General features: G+C 68.6%; 19 protein-coding genes. 13 read left to right on the top strand and 6 right to left on the bottom strand.

The window, feature by feature from the left end; all coding sequences use genetic code 11:
* Positions 1-84: 84 nt before the first annotated feature.
* The gene (locus tag AC6RA4_RS03030; protein ID WP_500157273.1) at positions 85-1,275 is read right to left on the bottom strand and encodes an aspartate aminotransferase family protein; all 1,191 of its coding nucleotides are present in this window, start codon (positions 1,273-1,275) and stop codon (positions 85-87) included.
* 244 nt (positions 1,276-1,519) lie between these two features.
* Positions 1,520-2,287 (bottom strand): tRNA pseudouridine(38-40) synthase TruA, encoded by a 768-nt coding sequence (gene truA / locus AC6RA4_RS03025; protein ID WP_500157271.1) that lies wholly within the window; start codon positions 2,285-2,287, stop codon positions 1,520-1,522.
* 130 nt (positions 2,288-2,417) lie between these two features.
* Here truA and AC6RA4_RS03020 point away from each other — a divergent pair, with 130 nt between their 5' ends.
* From AC6RA4_RS03020 to AC6RA4_RS02995, 6 genes are all read left to right on the top strand, one after another.
* Positions 2,418-2,897 (top strand): NUDIX hydrolase, encoded by a 480-nt coding sequence (locus tag AC6RA4_RS03020; RefSeq protein ID WP_500157269.1) that lies wholly within the window; start codon positions 2,418-2,420, stop codon positions 2,895-2,897.
* Between the two features lie 40 nt (positions 2,898-2,937).
* The gene (locus tag AC6RA4_RS03015) at positions 2,938-4,419 is read left to right on the top strand and encodes an inorganic phosphate transporter (RefSeq protein WP_500157267.1); all 1,482 of its coding nucleotides are present in this window, start codon (positions 2,938-2,940) and stop codon (positions 4,417-4,419) included.
* A gap of 69 nt (positions 4,420-4,488) precedes the next feature.
* Positions 4,489-5,916: a YcjX family GTP-binding protein gene (locus tag AC6RA4_RS03010; RefSeq protein ID WP_500157265.1), complete on the top strand. Its 1,428-nt coding sequence runs from the start codon at positions 4,489-4,491 to the stop codon at positions 5,914-5,916.
* Positions 5,913-6,410 (top strand): GNAT family N-acetyltransferase, encoded by a 498-nt coding sequence (locus AC6RA4_RS03005; protein ID WP_500157263.1) that lies wholly within the window; start codon positions 5,913-5,915, stop codon positions 6,408-6,410. The genes AC6RA4_RS03010 and AC6RA4_RS03005 overlap by 4 nt, the downstream gene beginning before the upstream one ends.
* Positions 6,407-7,453, top strand: coding sequence for a YcjF family protein (locus AC6RA4_RS03000; RefSeq protein WP_500157261.1), 1,047 nt, complete (start codon positions 6,407-6,409; stop codon positions 7,451-7,453). Before AC6RA4_RS03005 ends, AC6RA4_RS03000 begins: the two co-directional genes overlap by 4 nt.
* Before the next feature lie 93 nt (positions 7,454-7,546).
* Positions 7,547-8,248 carry a VIT1/CCC1 transporter family protein gene (locus AC6RA4_RS02995; RefSeq protein ID WP_500157259.1) on the top strand — a complete coding sequence of 234 codons (702 nt, stop codon included), beginning with the start codon at positions 7,547-7,549 and terminating at the stop codon, positions 8,246-8,248.
* A gap of 40 nt (positions 8,249-8,288) precedes the next feature.
* Here AC6RA4_RS02995 and AC6RA4_RS02990 read toward each other — a convergent pair whose 3' ends face one another.
* The gene (locus tag AC6RA4_RS02990) at positions 8,289-8,492 is read right to left on the bottom strand and encodes a hypothetical protein (protein WP_500157257.1); all 204 of its coding nucleotides are present in this window, start codon (positions 8,490-8,492) and stop codon (positions 8,289-8,291) included.
* A 309-nt stretch (positions 8,493-8,801) separates the two neighbouring features.
* A complete protein-coding gene (locus tag AC6RA4_RS02985; protein ID WP_500157255.1) occupies positions 8,802-9,101 on the bottom strand; it encodes a hypothetical protein in 300 nt (99 codons plus the stop codon).
* Positions 9,102-9,552: 451 nt separating this feature from the next.
* On the opposite strand from AC6RA4_RS02985, the gene ileS reads away from it, so the two are divergent.
* The 4 genes from ileS to AC6RA4_RS02965 all read left to right on the top strand — a co-directional run bounded on the left by ileS (position 9,553) and on the right by AC6RA4_RS02965 (position 15,755).
* Positions 9,553-12,543 (top strand): isoleucine--tRNA ligase, encoded by a 2,991-nt coding sequence (gene ileS / locus AC6RA4_RS02980; protein ID WP_500157254.1) that lies wholly within the window; start codon positions 9,553-9,555, stop codon positions 12,541-12,543.
* A 195-nt stretch (positions 12,544-12,738) separates the two neighbouring features.
* On the top strand, positions 12,739-13,218 hold the full coding sequence (locus AC6RA4_RS02975; RefSeq protein WP_500157253.1) for a histidine phosphatase family protein: 480 nt from the start codon (positions 12,739-12,741) through the stop codon (positions 13,216-13,218).
* Between the two features lie 283 nt (positions 13,219-13,501).
* Positions 13,502-14,269 (top strand): uroporphyrinogen-III C-methyltransferase, encoded by a 768-nt coding sequence (gene cobA / locus AC6RA4_RS02970; protein ID WP_500157251.1) that lies wholly within the window; start codon positions 13,502-13,504, stop codon positions 14,267-14,269.
* 235 nt (positions 14,270-14,504) lie between these two features.
* Positions 14,505-15,755, top strand: coding sequence for a malonyl-CoA decarboxylase (locus AC6RA4_RS02965; protein WP_500157249.1), 1,251 nt, complete (start codon positions 14,505-14,507; stop codon positions 15,753-15,755).
* Positions 15,756-15,819: 64 nt separating this feature from the next.
* Here AC6RA4_RS02965 and AC6RA4_RS02960 read toward each other — a convergent pair whose 3' ends face one another.
* Entirely contained in the window at positions 15,820-16,059 is a 240-nt protein-coding gene (locus tag AC6RA4_RS02960; protein WP_222603566.1) for an Lrp/AsnC family transcriptional regulator, read from the bottom strand.
* A 121-nt stretch (positions 16,060-16,180) separates the two neighbouring features.
* Here AC6RA4_RS02960 and hisB point away from each other — a divergent pair, with 121 nt between their 5' ends.
* Positions 16,181-16,768 (top strand): imidazoleglycerol-phosphate dehydratase HisB, encoded by a 588-nt coding sequence (hisB, locus tag AC6RA4_RS02955; protein ID WP_500157247.1) that lies wholly within the window; start codon positions 16,181-16,183, stop codon positions 16,766-16,768.
* 229 nt (positions 16,769-16,997) lie between these two features.
* Here hisB and AC6RA4_RS02950 read toward each other — a convergent pair whose 3' ends face one another.
* The gene (locus AC6RA4_RS02950) at positions 16,998-17,381 is read right to left on the bottom strand and encodes a BLUF domain-containing protein (protein WP_500157245.1); all 384 of its coding nucleotides are present in this window, start codon (positions 17,379-17,381) and stop codon (positions 16,998-17,000) included.
* Between the two features lie 307 nt (positions 17,382-17,688).
* Between AC6RA4_RS02950 and rpsM the strand changes: the two genes are divergently transcribed.
* On the top strand, positions 17,689-18,057 hold the full coding sequence (gene rpsM, locus AC6RA4_RS02945) for a 30S ribosomal protein S13 (RefSeq protein ID WP_222601788.1): 369 nt from the start codon (positions 17,689-17,691) through the stop codon (positions 18,055-18,057).
* Between the two features lie 15 nt (positions 18,058-18,072).
* The coding region (gene rpsK / locus AC6RA4_RS02940) for a 30S ribosomal protein S11 (RefSeq protein ID WP_500157242.1) at positions 18,073-18,412 on the top strand (340 nt) is incomplete at its 3' end.

Genomic DNA, 18,412 nt, shown 5'->3' with positions numbered 1-18,412 from the left:
GAAACTGGAAAGCATGGGGCTGATCGCCGGATAAGGGGCGCTGCCCCTCTGGGCGCAGGGCGCCCATTCACCCCGAGGTATTTGTCAAACCGAAGAAGAGGCGGGCGTTGCGAGGGCGGAGGCGGCGGTGTCGAGACGCGCGATGGCCTCGCCGATCTCGTCCTCGGTGATGGTGAGCGGCGGCAGCAGGCGCACGACGTTGTCGGCCGCCGGAACCGTGATGACCAGCGCCTCGTAGCCGGCCTTGACCAGATCCGCCGGGGCGATCTTGCACTTGAGGCCGAGCATCAGCCCCATGCCGCGCACCTCCTCGAAGATCTCGGGATGGGCGGCGACGAGGCCCTCGAGCTTCTGGCGCAGCAGCCCGGCCTTGCGGTTGACGCCGTCGAGGAAGGCCGGGTCGGTGACGTGGTCCATCACCGCGCAGCCCACCGCGCAGCCCAGCGGGTTGCCGCCATAGGTCGAGCCGTGGGTGCCGGCGGTCATGCCGGAGGCGGCCTCTTCGGTGGCCAGCACCGCGCCCAGCGGGAAGCCGCCGCCGATGCCCTTGGCGACCATCATGATATCCGGGGTGATGCCGGCCCATTCATGGGCGAAGAGACGTCCGGTCCGGCCGACGCCGCATTGCACCTCGTCGAGGATCAGCAGCAGGCCCTTCTCGTCGCAGAGCTTGCGCAGGCCTTGCAGGCACTGGTCGGGCAGCGGGCGGATGCCGCCCTCGCCCTGCACCGGCTCGATCAGGATGGCGCCGGTGGTCTCGTCGATCGCGGCCTTGAGCGCCTCGTGATCGCCCCAGGCCACGTGCTTGAAGCCCGGCAGCAGCGGGCCGAAGCCCTTGACCATCTTCTCCGAGCCTGCGGCGGCGATGCCCGCCGAGGAGCGGCCGTGGAACGAGCCGGTGAAGGCGATGATGTCGGTCTTCTCGGGCGCGCCTTTCTCGTACCAGTACTTGCGCGCCATCTTGACCGCGAGCTCGCAGCTTTCGGTGCCGGAATTGGTGAAGAACACGGTGTCGGCAAAGCTCGCCGCGACCAGCTTGTCGGCCAGCGCCTGCTGCTGCGGGATCTCGTAGAGGTTCGACACGTGCCACAGGTTCTGCGCCTGCCGCGTCAGCGCATCGACCAGCGCCGGATGGGCGTGGCCCAGCGCGTTGACCGCGATACCACTGCCGAGATCGAGAAAGCGTCGGCCGTCTTCCTCCACCAGCCAGGTGCCTTCGCCCTTCACGAAGTGCAGGGGGGCGCGGGAATAGGTCGGCAGGACGGACGGGATCATCAGCATATCCTCGATGGGTGAGGCCCGATTGGTGCCAAGGGCACGGGGGCAAGTCAAGTTTTCATGGGGGTGTGACGTGAGACACGACGCCGGCCCCTTGGGGCAGCGTGAAGGAGGAGCGTTCAGGCTCGTCGGATTCGGGTCGCAAACGTCATGACCGCGCTGATAGCGGGGTTTGCCCGCCGCGCAAAGCGGTTTCTTGACGACGGGTCAGCGAAGCGCCGGGGCCCGTGGCAGAGGCGCCTCAGGCGAAGGGGTCGTCCGGGTAGCCCACACCCATCAGGTAGAGCCCGTCCGGCGGGCAGACCGGGCCGCAGGCGGCGCGGTCGCGGGCCTCGAGCGCTGCCTTCACGTCTTCCGGCGCCCAGGACCCGGCGCCCACCCGCTCGAGCGTGCCGACGATGGAGCGCACCTGGTTGTGCAGGAAGCTGCGGGCGCGCAGGTGGAACCGGAACTCCGGCCCTGCCCCGGTGTCGGTTTGCTCGATGCGGATCTCGTCCATGGTCTTCACCGGCGAGGCGGCCTGGCACATGGTCGAGCGGAAGGTGGTGAAATCGTGCAGCCCGATGAGATGGGCCGCGCCCGCCTGCATCGCTTGAAGCGAGAGCGGGTTCATCACCCGCCAGACCTGGCCATGCTCCAGTGTCGCGGGCGCCCGGCGCACCAGCAGGCGGAAGAGATATCGCCGCTCCATCGCCGAGAAGCGCGCGTGCCAGTCGTCGGGCACGGCGGCGCAGGCGCGGATCGCCACCGGGGCGGGCTTGAGGTGGAAGTTCAGCGCCTCGGAAAGGCGGAACGGATCCCAGGTCTTCTCCATGTCGCAATGGGCCACCTGCCCGCGCGCATGCACACCGGCATCGGTACGCCCGGCGGCGGCGATGGTGTGGTCGCGCTTTTCGAGCTTCGCAAGCGCGGCCTCGATGGCCCCCTGCACCGAGGGCTGGTCGGCCTGGCGCTGCCATCCGGCGAAGGGGCGGCCATCGTATTCGACGAGAAGGGCGTATCTGGGCATGGCCGCTCCCATACAATCGCGACGGCAGCGCGGCAATGGCGCAGAGCCGCTCCCGCCATGCCGGGTTGAGTTTTCGCCGCAGGTTCTCTAGAGGGGGCCGATCCATCCCGCCCTGTCACCGGTGCCCTTCATGCTTGCCAGCGTCTGGAAAAGCTATATCGCCCCCATGCTGCGCCGCCCTCCGCGGGTGCAGATCGCGGCGCTGTGCCATCGCTCCGGCGAGGCCGGCCCCGAGGTTCTGATGATCACCTCGCGTGACACCAAGCGCTGGATCATTCCCAAGGGCTGGCCGATGCACGGCACCGACGGCGCCGGGACCGCGCTGCAGGAAGCCTGGGAAGAGGCCGGGGTGAAGGCCGGCGGCGGGCGCCCGGTCCGGATCGGGCGCTATCGCTACGACAAGGTGCTCGACGGCGGGCTGCCGGTGGCCACCGATGTCGATGTCTACGCCATCGAGGTCTCCAAGCTGCTCGACACCTATCCCGAGATGGAGGAGCGCGAGCGCCACTGGATGCCCGCCGGAGACGCCGCCGAATGCGTCGACGAAGAGCAGCTGGCCGAGCTGCTGCGCGATCTTCCGGCGCGGCTTGCCGACGCCGCCAAACGCTGAGCCGTGCCAGACCGGCGGCGAGACCTACAGGATACTCGAAGTGACCAAAGACACCCCCACGCATCAGTGGAAGACGCTCGATCAGGATCTCAACCGCCTGTCGCGGCTCGAAGCGGCGACGATGTACACCTCCCGTCCGCTCGTCGGGGTCGGCATCAGCCTGGTCTTCGTCTCGCTCGCCGCGGTGGCGGCGGCGATCTTCACCGGCGGAGAGCCGCAGGGACTGGCGGTCGTCGTGGCGGCGGCCTTCGGCGCCTACATGGCGCTCAATATCGGCGCCAACGACGTGGCCAACAACATGGGCCCGGCGGTTGGCGCCAAGGCCCTGTCGATGCTCGGCGCCATCGCCATCGCGGCGATCTTCGAAAGCGCCGGCGCGCTGCTGGCGGGCGGCGACGTGGTATCGACGATCTCCAAGGGCATCATCGACCCGGCAGGGCTGTCCGACACGATGGTCTTCGTGCGCGCCATGATGGCGGCGCTGCTGGCGGCCTCGGTCTGGGTCAACATCGCCACATGGGTGGGTGCGCCGGTCTCGACCACCCACTCGGTGGTGGGTGGCGTCATGGGCGCGGGCATCGCCGCCGCCGGGCTCGCCACGGTGAGCTGGCCGACGATGGGCGCCATCGCCGCGAGCTGGGTGATCTCGCCGCTTCTGGGCGGCATCATCGCTGCCGCCATGCTCGCCTTCATCAAGTGGCGGGTGATCTATGTCGAGGACAAGATCGCCGCGGCCCGGGTCTGGGTGCCGGTGCTGATCGGCGTGATGAGCGCCGCCTTCGGTGCCTACCTGGCCCTGAAGGGGCTCAAGCACGTGATGAAGATCGGCCTGCCCATGGCGCTTCTGATCGGCGCTTGTGCCGGCCTGCTGTTCTGGGCGCTGTCGGTGCCCTTCATCCGGCGCCAGTCCGTGGGGCTCGAGAACCGCAACCGCTCGCTCAAGACGCTGTTCCGGCTGCCGCTGGTGGTCTCGGCGGCGCTGCTCTCCTTCGCGCATGGCGCCAATGACGTGGCCAACGCGGTGGGGCCGCTGGCGGCGGTGGTCTATGTGCAGCAATCCTCGGCGGTCGCCGGGCAGGTGTCGATCCCGCTCTGGGTGATGCTGATCGGAGCGCTCGGGATTTCCTTCGGCCTCGTACTGTTCGGCCCCAAGCTGATCGGCATGGTGGGCAGCCAGATCACCAAGCTGAACCCGATGCGGGCCTATTGCGTGGCGCTCTCGGCCGCGGTCACCGTGATCGCCGCCTCTTGGCTCGGCTTGCCGGTCAGCTCCACTCATATTGCGGTCGGCGGCGTCTTCGGCGTGGGCTTCTTCCGCGAATGGTACATGGAGCGCCGCAGCCGTCAGGCGAATGGCGACGGCCAGAGCGGCAAGCGCCTCGCGCGGCAGGAGCGCACCCGCCGCAAGCTAGTGCGCCGCTCGCATTTCATGACCATCGTCGCGGCCTGGGTGATCACCGTTCCCGCCGCCGCGCTGCTCTCCGCCGCCTGCTTCTGGCTGCTCTTCCTGCTCGGTTTCTGATCTGCCTCACTGGCAACCGGGCGGCCCGGGGTCTATCTCTAGGGCGCAGCACAGGCAGAGAGGCAGACCTTGGTCATCGGAACCATCGCCGACAGGCTGACCCGCGGGGTCGAAACCGTCACCGACACGCTCACCAGCCCGTTCAGCGAGCCGGTGATCCGGCTTGGCGTGACCGGGCTCTCGCGCGCCGGCAAGACGGTGTTCATCACCTCGCTGGTGGCCAACCTGATGGACCGGGCGCGGATGCCGCAGCTCGTCGCCGAGAGCGAGGGCCGCATCCTCGCCGCCTACCTGCAGCCGCAGCCCGACGACACCATGCCGCGCTTCGACTACGAGAGCCATCTCGGCGCGCTCACCTCCCCCACCCCGCGCTGGCCCGAGAGCACGCGCGCCGTGTCGCAGCTGCGACTGTCGCTGCGGCTGCGCCCGACCGGGCTGCTGGCGGGGATGTCGGGGCCGCGCACCGTGCATCTCGACATCGTCGACTACCCCGGCGAGTGGCTGCTGGATCTCGGTCTGATGGACAAGAGCTATGCCGACTGGGCCGAGGAGAGCCTCGCGCGGCTGCAGCACCGCCCCGGCGGCGCCGAGTATGTCGCGATGGCCCGCGCCGAGGACAGCGCGCAAGCACTGGACGAGGTCCGCGCCAAGGCGCTGGCCGCCCGCTTCACCGAGGCGCTGCACGCCGCCCGCAATGCCGGCTTCTCCGATTGCACCCCGGGCCGTTTCCTGCTGCCCGGCGAAAAGGAGGGCAGCCCGGCGCTGACCTTCGCGCCGCTGCCCAGGCCCGCCGATCCGCCGCGCAAATCGCTCTGGCGCGAGATGGAGCGCCGCTTCGAGGCCTACAAGTCACAGATCGTGAAGCCGTTCTTCCGCGATCACTTCTCCCGCATCGACCGGCAGGTGGTGCTGGTCGACGCGCTCGGCGCGATCCATGCCGGCCCCGCCGCGATGGAGGATCTGCGCCGCACCATGGCCGAGATCCTCACCGCCTTTCGCCCCGGCGCCAACGCCTTCCTCACCAACCTGCTGCTTGGAAAACGGGTCGAGAAGATCCTCTTCGCCGCCACCAAGGCCGACCACCTGCACCACACCCAGCACGCTCGCCTCACCGCGATCATGGAGGCGCTGACCCGCGACGCCCGCGACCGGGCGCGCTTTGCCGGGGCCGAGACCGGCGCCATGTCGATCGCCTCGCTGCGCGCCACGGTCGAGCAGACCCTGCCGCGCAACGGCGACAGCTTCGATTGCGTGCGCGGCACGCTTCTGCAGGACGACGGCAGCCGCGGGCGCGCGGCGGCGTTCTATCCCGGAGAGCTTCCCGAGGATCCGGCCCGCCTGCTCGGCCCCGCCCGCGAGGGCGCCGAGAGCTGGCTCGACGGCGACTATGCCATCATGCGCTTCGCCCCCGCCCGGCTCAGCCTCAAGCCCGGCGAGGGCCCGCCGCATATCCGCCTCGACCGCGCCGCGCAGTTCCTGTTCGGAGACCGGCTGTGAGCGCGGATCTGCGCCCGGCGCGCAGCCTCGACGCGGGGCCAATGGGCGCGATGATTTCGGAGGCGGTCGCGGCGCGGCCGTGGAAGCCGCGGCTGCATTCGGCGGCCGAGGACATCGCCCATGCCGATGCGCTGATCGCCCGCGGCTGGGTGACCGTGGCCGAAGCGCCCGAGGACCGCACGGTGGCGGGTTTCCTCGCCCGCGAGGGCAGCTACGTGCACGCGCTCTTCATCGCGCCCGGCTGGCAGCGCCGCGGCATCGGCCGCGCGCTGATCGACCGTGCCAAGGCCGCCTCCCCCGCGCTCGATCTCTGGACCTTCGCCGCCAATACCGCCGCCCGCCGCTTCTATGAGGAGGCAGGCTTCGCCGAGATCGCGCACGGCGACGGCTCGGGCAACGAGGAAGGCCTGCCCGACATCCATTACCGCTGGACCGCACCCGACACTGAAACAGCGGCCAAGCCCAATACCGCATCGAAGGAGCCCGGATCATGAGCGACACGGACAGACCCGGCGACAAACCCGGCGACCGGCGCGGCCCGGTGCTCTTCGAGCTCGACGAGGACGCCGCGCCGGCGTCCCCCTCCGAGGCGCCCCCGGTTCCGGAACCCGAGATCGCGCCGACCCTACCCGAGGGCCGCGCCATGACCACCGCCGCGGTGCTGGCCGCGCGCCGTCCGTCGCGGCTCGCGCGCTGGTTCTGGGCGCTGCTCGGTACGCTGATCTCGGCCTTGGTGTCGATCGCCGCCTGGCGCTTCGTCACCGACCTGATCGCCTCGGTGCCGCTGCTAGGCTACGCCGTCACCGCGCTAATGGCGCTCTTCGTGCTGGTGGTGCTGCTGATCGTGCTCAAGGAGCTGGCGGCGCTGTCGCGGCTGAGCCGGGTTGACGCCCTGCACCGCGCCTCGGCCAAGGCGCTGGCCGACGAGGATCTCAAGGCCGCCCGCGCCGTCACCGGCAAGCTCACCGCCCTCTACGCGGGCCGCGACGACACCCGCTGGGGCAGCGAGCGCCTGCGCGAGCGCGAGGCCGAGATCTTCGATGCCTCCGGCCTGCTGGGTCTCGCCGAGACCGAGTTGCTGGCGCCGCTCGACGCAGCCGCGCGGCGCGAGGTCGAGGCCTCGGCCCGGCAGGTGGCGACGGTCACCGCGCTGGTGCCGCTGGCGCTGGCCGATGTCGCCACGGCGCTCGGCGCCAACATGCGGATGATCCGCCGCATCGCCGAGATCTATGGCGGCCGCTCGGGCACGCTCGGCAGCTGGCGGCTGACCAAGGCGGTGATGTCGCACCTGGTGGCCACCGGCGCGGTGGCGGTGGGCGACGACATGCTCGAGCCGATCCTCGGCGGCGGCCTGCTGGGCAAGCTCTCGCGGCGCTTTGGCGAGGGGCTGGTCAACGGCGCGCTGACCGCGCGTGTGGGCGTGGCCGCCATCGAGGTCTGCCGCCCCCTGCCCTTCCAGGCGGTCAAGCGCCCCTCGGTGCGCTCGATCATCCGCACCGCGCTGGCCGGGCTGGTGAAACCCGCCGACAAGGCCTGAGCCCCGCCTGCCCCGCCGTCCCGGGGCGCGCTTGATCCATCTCATACCAAGCCACCCTCCCCTGCGGCAAAGTCGCAGCGGGAGACGCCAGCCATGACCCTTGCCAGCCAGCACCCGCAGCCGCCCGCCACCCCGAACGGGCGCGGCAACCTGCGCGACATCATCTACGGGGCCATCGACGGCTCGGTGACCACCTTCGCCATCGTGGCGGGCGTGGCCGGCGCTGGCCTGTCGCCGCTGGTCATCATCGCGCTGGGCTTTGCCAATGTCTTCGCCGACGGCTTCTCGATGGCCGCCGGCAACTACTCCGGCACCAAGGCAGAGCTCGACGATCTCAACCGCCTGCGCAAGATCGAGACCCTGCGCCTCAAGCACGATCCCGAGGGCGTGCGCGCCGACCTGCGCCGGATCTTCGCCGCCAAGGGGCTCGAGGACGGCACGCTCGACCGCGCGGCAGACGAGATCAGCCGCACGCCCGAGCACGCGGTCGCGATGATCCTCGACGGGAAATACGGGCTGTCCTCGGTGGATCCGCATCCGCTGCGGGCGGCGCTCTTCACCTTCGGCGCCTTCCTGATCGCGGGGATGGTGCCGCTGCTGCCGTTCCTGCTGGCCCTGCCCTACTCCTTCACCGTCGCAACCCTGCTGACGCTGGCGGTGTTCTTCGCCATCGGCGCCTACAAGAGCCGCTGGTCGCTGGCGCCGTGGTGGCGCTCGGGGCTGGAGACTTTCGTGATCGGAGGGGTCGCGGCGAGCATCGCCTATATCGTCGGCAGCCTCTTCGCCGGAGCCTGAGCCCCGGCGGAAAGGATCGCGCGCCCCCGGCAGGCCGGGGTCAGGGCAAGGCCGCCTGTACCTCGATGATCGGTTCGCGCAGCGTGTCGCGGGTGTTGGTCACGGCGTCGTGGCCCACCAGCATGCCCAGCGCCAGCAGAACGGCGAAGACAAGCGCGGCGGTCCAGTCCAGACCACGCAGATCGACGGGCAACAGCGGATCGGGCCGCACGGGCGGGGGGCAGTCGTCTCTCGACTGGGACATTGCAGATACTCGATTGGCAGAAAGAGCAGAACAAGGCTCACATGGGCCTTGGACGGGGGTTTGTCGCGAAGTCTTTTCCGTCCCGGGCAGGAATGCGCGGCGGATCGCGCAAAGGCGAGATCCCTTGCGCCAGTTCCCGCCAATTATGGCGGGATTGCCACAATTCAGCCGGGAACCCGATTGCCGGTTCGCGCGATGCGCCGGCGCGCCTCGGGATGGGCCGCTCCCGCCCGATGGTCCGTGAGTGGTGGCCGGCTCCGGTCGGGGTCGGAGCCCGCATTCCTGGGCGAGAGCGGCGGACGCGGGCCTCTAGTCGGCCGGCGCGGTGGGGGCAACCGGCGCCGTGTCGTCGGCGGCTCCGGTCGCGGGGGCCACGGCGCCATCCCCTGGCACCGTGGTATCTGGGGTTGCCGCGGAGGCGATTTCCGGATCGCCTCCGCCTGAGAACAGGCTCACCGCGAAGATCAGGCCAAGCACGAGGATCACCGCGACAAGGATGCCGGTCATGCGGCTGCCGGCGCCACGCGCCTTGTCCAGCGGCTGTGGATCGCCCCGGAGCTGCGAGGCATAGGGATCGGGTCGCTTCAGCTGGTCGTCGGGATAGGCCATGACGGCGCTCCTTCTGGGCGCGAATGGGCGGATGCCCGGCGCGACGGTCTGCCGCGCCTCCTTGGATCCAGTGGAGCACAGCGGCCCGGCCACGTATCGGCCCGCGTTCAATCCCGGAAAATGCGGCAATCCGCTGCCGGAAGCACAACCTCAGGTAGGCCGATCCCCGCCGCGCCGCAGCGCGGCATGGGCGTGACCGGCAGGCTCCTGCCGAATTTGCGAGAGGGTCGGGGGATTTCCGCCCAGAGCGCGACCGCCCCGCCGCAGTCGCAAGCTCTGGACCATCGCGAGTCGCGGGCCTATAAGGCCGCCCATGATGGGCCGTTTCGAGATCCTCATTCGAATTACATGCCCGGCGCTCTGAGAGCAGAGCCGCCGGGACAAGGCGTATGGACCACCGCGCCGACCGACCATTCCCCAATTCACGATTCAAGAACCGGGACCACAGATCATGTGCGCCGAAACGCCTGACTACAAGGACACGCTGAACCTTCCCAAGACCGACTTCCCGATGCGCGCGGGCCTGCCCAAGCGCGAGCCGGAGTGGCTGGAGCGCTGGGAGAGCATCGGCATCTACGACCGCCTGCGCGAGAAGGGCGCCGAGCGCCCGCCGTTCACCCTGCATGACGGCCCTCCCTACGCCAACGGTCACCTCCATATCGGCCACGCGCTGAACAAGACGATCAAGGACATGATCGTGCGCTCGCACCAGATGATGGGCCACGAGGCGCGCTACGTGCCGGGCTGGGATTGCCACGGCCTGCCGATCGAGTGGAAGATCGAGGAGCAGTACCGCAAGAAGGGCCGCAACAAGGACGAGGTCCCGGTGATCGACTTCCGGCAGGAATGCCGCAAGTTCGCGGAGGGCTGGGTCGACATCCAGCGCGACGAGTTCAAGCGCCTGGGCATCACCGGCAACTGGGCCGATCCGTACCTCACGATGAACTACCACGCCGAGCGCGTCATCGCCGAGGAATTCATGAAGTTCCTGATGACCGGCACGCTCTACCAGGGCTCGAAGCCGGTGATGTGGTCGCCGGTGGAAAAGACCGCGCTGGCCGAGGCCGAGGTCGAGTATCACGACAAGGAAAGCTTCACCATCTGGGTGAAGTTCAAGGTCAGCGATTACGACGCCCCCGAGGTCGACCGCGCCAGCGAGGAAGAGAGCGACGACGAGCGCCAGGCGGCGGTCAGCGCCGCGCAGGCCGCGCATGACAAGTTCCTTGGCGCCTATGTGGTGATCTGGACCACCACCCCCTGGACCATCCCCTCGAACAAGGCCGTCGTCTTCGGTGAAGAGTTCCAGTACGGGCTCTACGAGGTCACCGACACGCCCGAGGAATGCTGGGCCGCCAAGGGCGAGCGCTACATCCTCGCCGACAAGCTCGCGGCGCAGACCTTTGCCCGCGCCCGCCTCGACGAGAGCCAGTGGAAGCGCGTCTCCGACGTGACCCCGCACCAGCTTGCCGCGATGACGCTTACGCACCCGCTGGCGGGCGCCGAGGGCGGCAATGGCGAGTGGGACCAGCCACGCGATTTCCGCGCCGCGCCCTTCGTCACCGACGAGGAAGGCACCGGCTTCGTGCATTGCGCACCGTCGCACGGCATGGAGGAATTCGAGCTCTACCGCGATCTCGGGATGCTCGAGCAGGTCATCACCTACAACGTCATGGAAGACGGCTCTTTCCGCGAGGACCTGCCCTTCTTCGGCGGCAAGATGATCCTCAAGCCCAATGGCAAGGAAGGCAACGCCAACAAGGCCGTGATCGAGAAGCTGGCCGAGGTCGGCGGGCTGCTGGCGCGCGGCAAGATCAAGCACTCCTACCCGCATAGCTGGCGCTCCAAGGCGCCGGTGATCTACCGCAACACGCCGCAGTGGTTCGCCGCCATCGACCGCGCCGTGGGCGACGGTCAGGACACCTACGGCACCAGCATCCGCGAGCGCTCGCTGCGCTCGATCGACGAGCTGGTGAAGTTCACGCCGCAATCGGGCCGCAACCGCCTCTACTCGATGATCGAGAGCCGCCCAGACTGGGTGCTGTCGCGCCAGCGCGCCTGGGGCGTGCCGCTGACCTGTTTCGTCAAGAAGGGCGCCCTGCCCACCGACGAGGGCTTCCTGCTGCGCGACCCGGCGGTCAATGCACGCATCTGCGAGGCCTTCGAAACCGAGGGCGCCGATTGCTGGTACGCCGAGGGTGCCAAGGAGCGCTTCCTCGGGTCCGATTACGCGGCGGATGAGTGGGAGCAGGTCTTCGACGTGCTCGACGTGTGGTTCGACAGTGGCTCGACCCACGCCTTCGTGCTGCGCGACCGCGAGGACGGCACCGCGGACGGCATCGCCGATGTCTACATGGAGGGCACCGACCAGCACCGTGGCTGGTTCCATTCCTCGATGCTGCAGGCCTGCGGCACCATCGGCCGCGCCCCCTATCGCAACGTGGTGACGCATGGCTTCACGCTGGACGAGAAGGGCAACAAGATGTCCAAGTCGCTCGGCAACACCATCGTCCCCGAGGAGGTGGTGAAGCAGTACGGCGCCGATATCCTGCGGCTCTGGGTCGCCCAGACCGACTACACCGCCGACCAGCGCATCGGGCCGGAGATCCTCAAGGGCGTGGCCGACAGCTACCGCCGCCTGCGCAACACCATGCGCTTCATGCTGGGCGCGCTGGGGCACTTCACCGAGGCCGACCGGGTCGCCGCGGAAGACATGCCCGAGCTCGAGCGCTGGGTGCTGCACCGTCTCGCCGAACTCGACGTGAAGGTGCAGGAGGGCTATCGCAGCTTCGACTTCCAGTCGGTGTTCCAGTCGGTCTTCACCTTCTGCACCGTGGATCTGTCGGCCTTCTACTTCGACATCCGCAAGGATGCGCTCTACTGCGATGGCGACACCGAGCGCCGCCGCGCCGCGCGCACGGTGATGGACATCCTGTTCCATCGCCTGACCACCTGGCTGGCTCCGATCCTTGTCTTCACCATGGAAGACGTCTGGCTCGACCGCTTCCCCGGCGATGAGAGCTCGATCCACCTGCAGGATTTCCCCGAGACGCCGGCAAGCTGGCGCGACGAGGCGCTGTCCGAGAAATGGGCCAAGGTCCGCGCCGCGCGCCGCGCGGTGACCGCGGCGCTGGAGATCCAGCGCACCGACAAGGTCATCGGTGCCTCGCTCGAGGCGGCGCCCATCGTGCACGTGGAAGATGCCGAGATGCTGGCGGCGCTGAAGACCGTCGCCTTCGAAGATCTCTGCATCACCTCCGCCATCAACCTGACCGCCGATCCTGCCCCGCAAGAGGCCTTCCGCATGGCCGAAGTGCCGGGCGTCGGCGTGGTGTTCGAAAAGGCCGATGGCGAGAAGTGCCAGCGCTGCTGGAAGATCCTGCCGGATGTGGGGACCCATACCCACGCCGCCACCTGCGCCCGCTGCGACGCCGCGCTGGACTGAACCGCCTCTCCGCGCGAGACGCGAGGTACAGCTCGCAAGACGAACAGAGACCCCCGCAGATACCTGCGGGGGTCTTTCTTTTGCCCGCTGTGCCCTCACGAACCGGCGCCCCCCCCGGTCGATGCAAGAAAACTCCCGTCGCGGGCTCTCGATTTGCTAGGCTTTCGCAAGGGACAACCGGGAGGGCCAGCCGCCATGCAACGCCGTTACTTCATCCTCGCCGCCACCGCGCTCGCCGCCTGCAGCGCCAGCGGCCCGGTCCAACTGCCCCCGGGCAGCACGCTGATCCTGACCCGGCACGGCGACCGCAGCGGCTCGGAAGACCTGCTCAACGACCGCGGCCGGCAGCGGGCGCAGGATCTGGTGACGGCGCTCGACGGCGTCGGGCTCGACGCGATCTACAGCCCCGGCATCCAGCGCAACCTCGACACCGCCGCCCCCATCGCAGAGGCCCGCGGCCTCGTCATCAACCGCATCCCGCAGGAAACCCCCACCGCGCGGCTCGCCGCCGCGTCGGCCGGGCGCAGCGTGCTCTGGGTCGGCAACAAGGGCAACCTCACCGAAATCTGGGAAACCCTCGGCCTGCCCGGCCCTGCGCCGCTCGAGTATGGCGACCTGACCTTCCTGCGCAGCGATGGCAGCGGTCGGGTGAGCATCGAGCGGCAAACCTATTGAACGCATCGCCCGGAGCACATCACCGGCTCCGCAATTGCCCGCCGCTTATGCAGATCCGGGCGGCCCCGCGCCCGATGCGGGGGGCCGAGCGTCTCTGACGCACAAAACCCTTGCACGAATCCCGGCGATGCCCTTTTAGCTGAGGACGTGCAGCAACGGCGCCGCACGTGTCTCCCGAAAGTCCGGGATCGATGAGCAAAGCTGCTCGATCCGTCGCTTCAGATGTCGCGACGTATCGGCGGCTTTTTTTTGTTTCTGCACCCTGCGCATGGAGATCCTCCCGATGACGCACCCGAAGAAAACAGGCCACATCGCTCTCGTCGGCGCCGGACCCGGCGCGCGCGACCTGCTCACCCTGCGCGCGCTCGAGCGCATCCGCGACGCCGACGTGCTGCTCTATGACCGGCTCGTCGATCCCGAGATCATGGAACTGGCACGGCCCGAGGCCGAGCGGCTCTACGTCGGCAAGGACGTGGGCGCCTGCAAATGGCCGCAGGGACGGATCGACCGGCTGATCGTGGCCAAGGCCAAGCTCGGGCTGCGGGTGGTGCGGCTGAAATCCGGCGATCCGTCGATCTTCGGCCGCGCCTGCGAAGAGATCGCCGCCGCCCGCGCCGCCGGCATCGCGGTCGAGATCGTTCCCGGCATCACCGCCGCCTCCGCCGCCGCCGCCAGCATCGGTCGCCCGCTGACCGAGCGCGGCGAGACCGACACCTTCGTGATCACCACCGGCACCTGCAAGCCCGGCGATGCGGCGCCCGACCGTGCCCGGCTCGCCCATCCCGGCACCTCGATGGCGTTCTACATGGCGGTAGAGCGGGCGGCGCATGTCCAGGCCGATCTGCTGCAAGGCGGCGCCCCGGCGGCCTGTCCGGTCGAGATCGTGACCTCGGCCAGCACCCCGCAGGAGCGCCACGTCGCCACGACGCTCGGCGCGCTCTCCGAGACCATCGCGGCAGAAGGCATCGCCAACCCGGCGATCCTCTTCATCCGCTACCCGAAGTCGCTCGCCCGCGCACTCGCCGGCAGCGGGGCCGTCATCGCCGCCTGAGCGCTCCAGTGGCGCTCCGGGCCGTCGAGCCCCGCACTTTCCTCGGGCAGACACCTGCTCGTGGCTTGCCCGTTTCTCGCCCCCCGCGCCGCAATCGACCGCATCGCGCGCCGAAACCTGCCCGCCGAAGCCCCTGCGACAGCCTGCGGGTTGATTTCGCGCGCCTGCCGCCCGACGCTTGGCCTGACGCGACTCTCCGCCCTCACGCCATGCCTGCCCGGGAGGCCCGCTACCGATGTCCCTGCTCGCCGACCTTCTCACCACCGTCTTCGAACGCCGCGCCCGGATCGGCCCGATCCTGCGCCGCGACCCGCGCAGCACCGAGGCGCTGATCTCCGACCTCATGACCTCGAGCTCCGAGACCGCCATCCTGTCGCTCGCCCGCCGCGTGCTGCAGCGCTATGCCGAGATGGATGACGCGGCGCGGCTCGACCTCTTTCGCCACGTGACCGAGGCCTACGGGCTCGACCCCGAAGCGCTGCGCAGCGCGCTCGACGCTTTTGAGGCCGCGCCCTCGGGCAGCAGCTACCGCGCCTTCACCCAGGCCTGCGAGGCGCCGCGGCAGGAGCTGATGCGGCGGCTCAACGCGGTGCCCGGAGGCACCGAGCGGCTGGTCAAGATGCGTGCCGACCTGCGCCGGCTGGGGGCGGATGAGCCGGGGCTTCAGGCGCTCGATCTCGATGCCAAGCACCTGCTGCGCTCGTGGTTCAATCGCGGCTTCCTCGTGCTGCGCCCGATCAGCTGGGAGAGCCCGGCGCATATCCTCGAAAAGATCATCGAGTATGAGGCGGTGCACGCGATCCACAGCTGGGACGACCTGCGCCGCCGCCTCAAGCCCGCCGACCGGCGCTGCTTTGCGTTCTTTCACCCGGCGATGCCCGACGAGCCGCTGATCTTCGTCGAGGTGGCGCTGACCAAGGGCATTCCGGGCTCGATCCAGACGCTGCTGGCCGAGGACCGGCTGCCGGGCGGCAGTGGCGAGGCCGATACGGCGGTTTTCTACTCGATCTCGAACTGCCAGCCGGGGCTGGCGGGAATCTCCTTCGGCAATTCGCTGATCAAGCAGGTGGTCTCGGACCTTGCCGCCGAGCTGCCGGGGCTCAAGACCTTCGTGACGCTGTCGCCGATCCCCGGCCTGACGCGCTGGCTGACCTCCGAGGGGCGCAGCTTCGATCCGCAGGACGGCAAGGCGATGGCGGCGCTGGCGGCGCATTACCTGCTGCATGCCAAGCGCCCCGACGGCCAGCCGGTCGACCCGGTGGCGCGCTTCCACTTGGGCAATGGCGCCATGGTGCAGGCGGTGCATGCCGGGGCGGATGTCTCGGAGAACGGGCTGCGGCAGTCGGGCGGGGTGATGGTGAACTATCTCTACGATCTGAACCGGGTCGAGAAATACCACGACCGCTACGCCGACAGTTTCGAGGTCACCGCGGCGCAGGGGGTCAAATCGCTGGCCAATGCGCGCGAGAAGGTGGCGGCGGGCTGATCCCGTCGCGGCGTCTCGGCGCAAAGCGCGTTTTCTCTGATGGAGGGTACGTCCGAGGGGGCGTTCAGAACGCCTTGAAGGTCAGCGTCGTCAGCGTGCGCTCGATCCCCGGCACGTCGGCGAGCTGTTCGTTGATGTAATGTCCGACATCCGCGCCTTCGGGGATGTAAAGCTTGACCAGCAAGTCCCATTCGCCCGAGGTCGAGTAGAGCTCGGAGTGGATTTCGCGCAGCGCGATCTCTTCCGCCACCTTGTAGGTGGTGCCGGGGGTGCAGCGGATCTGGACGAAAACGCAGGTGGTCATGGCGGTCTCCTTCGGGCGCAAGCTGGCACAGACGCCACGCCGGCACAAGATGCGCCAGCGCCCCGCTTGGCCTGCGCACCGGGCACGCCTATAAGCGCCCGGACATCCGAGGAGTACGCCCATGCGCAAGGCCAGCATCAGCCGCAAGACCGCCGAAACCGCGATCGAGGTCAGCATCGATCTCGACGGCAGCGGCACCTATGACAACCAGACCGGCGTCGGCTTCTTCGATCACATGCTGGACCAGCTGTCGCGGCACTCGCTGATCGACATGACGATCCGCGCCAAGGGCGATTACCACATCGACGATCACCACACCGTCGAGGACACCGGCATCGCGCTCGGTCAGGCGCTGGTCGAGGCGCTTGGCGACAAGCGCGGCATCCGCCGCTACGGCGCGTGCCACCTGCCGATGGACGACGCGCAGGTGCGCGCCGCGCTCGATCTCTCAGCCCGGCCCTTCCTGATCTGGAACGTCGACTTTCCCAGCGCCAAGATCGGCACGTTCGACACCGAGCTTGTGCGCGAGTTCTTTCAGGCGCTCGCGACCCACGGCGGCATCACGCTGCACGTGGACCAGCTGCACGGGTTCAACTCGCACCACATCGCCGAGGCCGCCTTCAAGGCCGTGGCCCGCGCCCTGCGCGAGGCGGTCGAACCCGACCCGCGCAAGGGCGATGCGATCCCCTCCACCAAGGGCGCGCTCTGAGCGACGGATCGGCGTGCCGACCGCAGGGTCGGCACGCGGTCTCCCGGCGACCGAAGCGCGATCTTCCCGGCCAAAGTGGCCCCGGCAGCGGACGGTCGGGAGCAGACAAAAGCGGGCAGTGAGAGAGCGTTTCGGCAACGGCATCTCACGAGCTGATGCCGGTCGCCCCTTAAGGGCTGCTCGCGTCCCCCGGCTCACCCGGCCTTTCCAAGACCGGGCCCTGCCCCGCTTATCCCGCGAGGCCGGCAATCTTTCCGACACGGTCGAAGGCGAGCAGCACCGCCCGGGGCGGCCCGGCGAAGCATTTCGACAGGATGGCGGCATCGACCGGAGACAGGCTCGCATAGCCCATCGACCAGCCGAGGAAGCTGCGCTGCGGCACCTCGCGCCGCATTCTCAGGACGATCTGATAATGGCGCGGGTCGAGATGGATGCGCTCGTAGAGCCGTTCGAGCACGCCCTCCTCGCCCTCCAGCACCTGGCAAAATCGGTCGGTGTCGCGCAGCAGGTAGCCTGTCACACCGCGCGCGCGGTTGTTTCGCATCGCCTGCTGGAGAATGTCGAAATCCGAGGAATGCCCTCGCGGATGCCGCGACAGGCTTGTATAGAGCATTTGGGTGATCATATGAGGATCAGGCCCGCTTTCCGCAGGCCGCGCTCGGGCGGGAGATGTGGTTCTCGGTCATCATGTCGGAACAAACGCAAGCGCACCTGTCGAGGTTCCGACATAGGGGTTGACCCTTGCTGCGAATCCTCATACCCACCCGCATCTCTATCAGAGAATCAATGTTTGCGGGGCGGGTCGCACCCCTGCCGCAGATCACCTCATCAGCGGACAGCCCGACGGCGAGCGCGCCTCGGGCTCATGTTGTGAAAAAAGGTTCTGGCACTACGGAACCGCAACGAAAAGGAACAGAGATTTGGCACGTATCGCCGGCGTCAACATCCCGACCAACAAACGGGTGCCTATCGCCCTCACCTACATCACCGGTATCGGCCACACCTCGGCCAAGGCCATCTGCGACGCCGTCAACATCGACGCCGCCCGCCGGGTCAACGAGCTGTCCGACGCCGAAGTCCTCGCCATCCGCGAGCACATCGACGCCAACTACACCGTCGAAGGCGACCTGCGCCGTGAAGTTCAGATGAACGTCAAGCGCCTGATGGACCTCGGCTGCTACCGCGGCCTGCGTCACCGTCGCAACCTCCCCGTGCGCGGTCAGCGTACGCACACCAACGCCCGTACCCGCAAGGGCCCGGCAAAGCCGATCGCCGGCAAGAAGAAGTAAGGGAGGCTACTCGATATGGCACGTGATACCCGTCGCGGAGGCAAGAAGAAGGTCTCCAAGAACATCGCCGCTGGCGTGGCGCATGTGAACTCGTCGTTCAACAACACCAAGATCCTGATCTCGGACGTGCAAGGCAATGCGATCTCGTGGTCGTCCGCCGGCACCATGGGCTTCAAGGGCTCGCGGAAGTCGACCCCCTACGCCGCTCAGCTGGCCGCAGAAGATGCCGGCAAGAAGGCGCAGGAACACGGCGTGAAGACGCTGGAAGTCGAAGTCCAAGGCCCCGGCTCGGGCCGTGAATCGGCACTGCGCGCACTGGCTGCCGTCGGCTTCAACATCACGTCGATCCGCGACG

This window comes from Salipiger sp. (genome assembly GCF_059781815.1).
The sequence above is the reverse complement of the archived record's forward strand: the minus strand, read 5'-3'. Positions and strand labels throughout refer to the sequence as shown.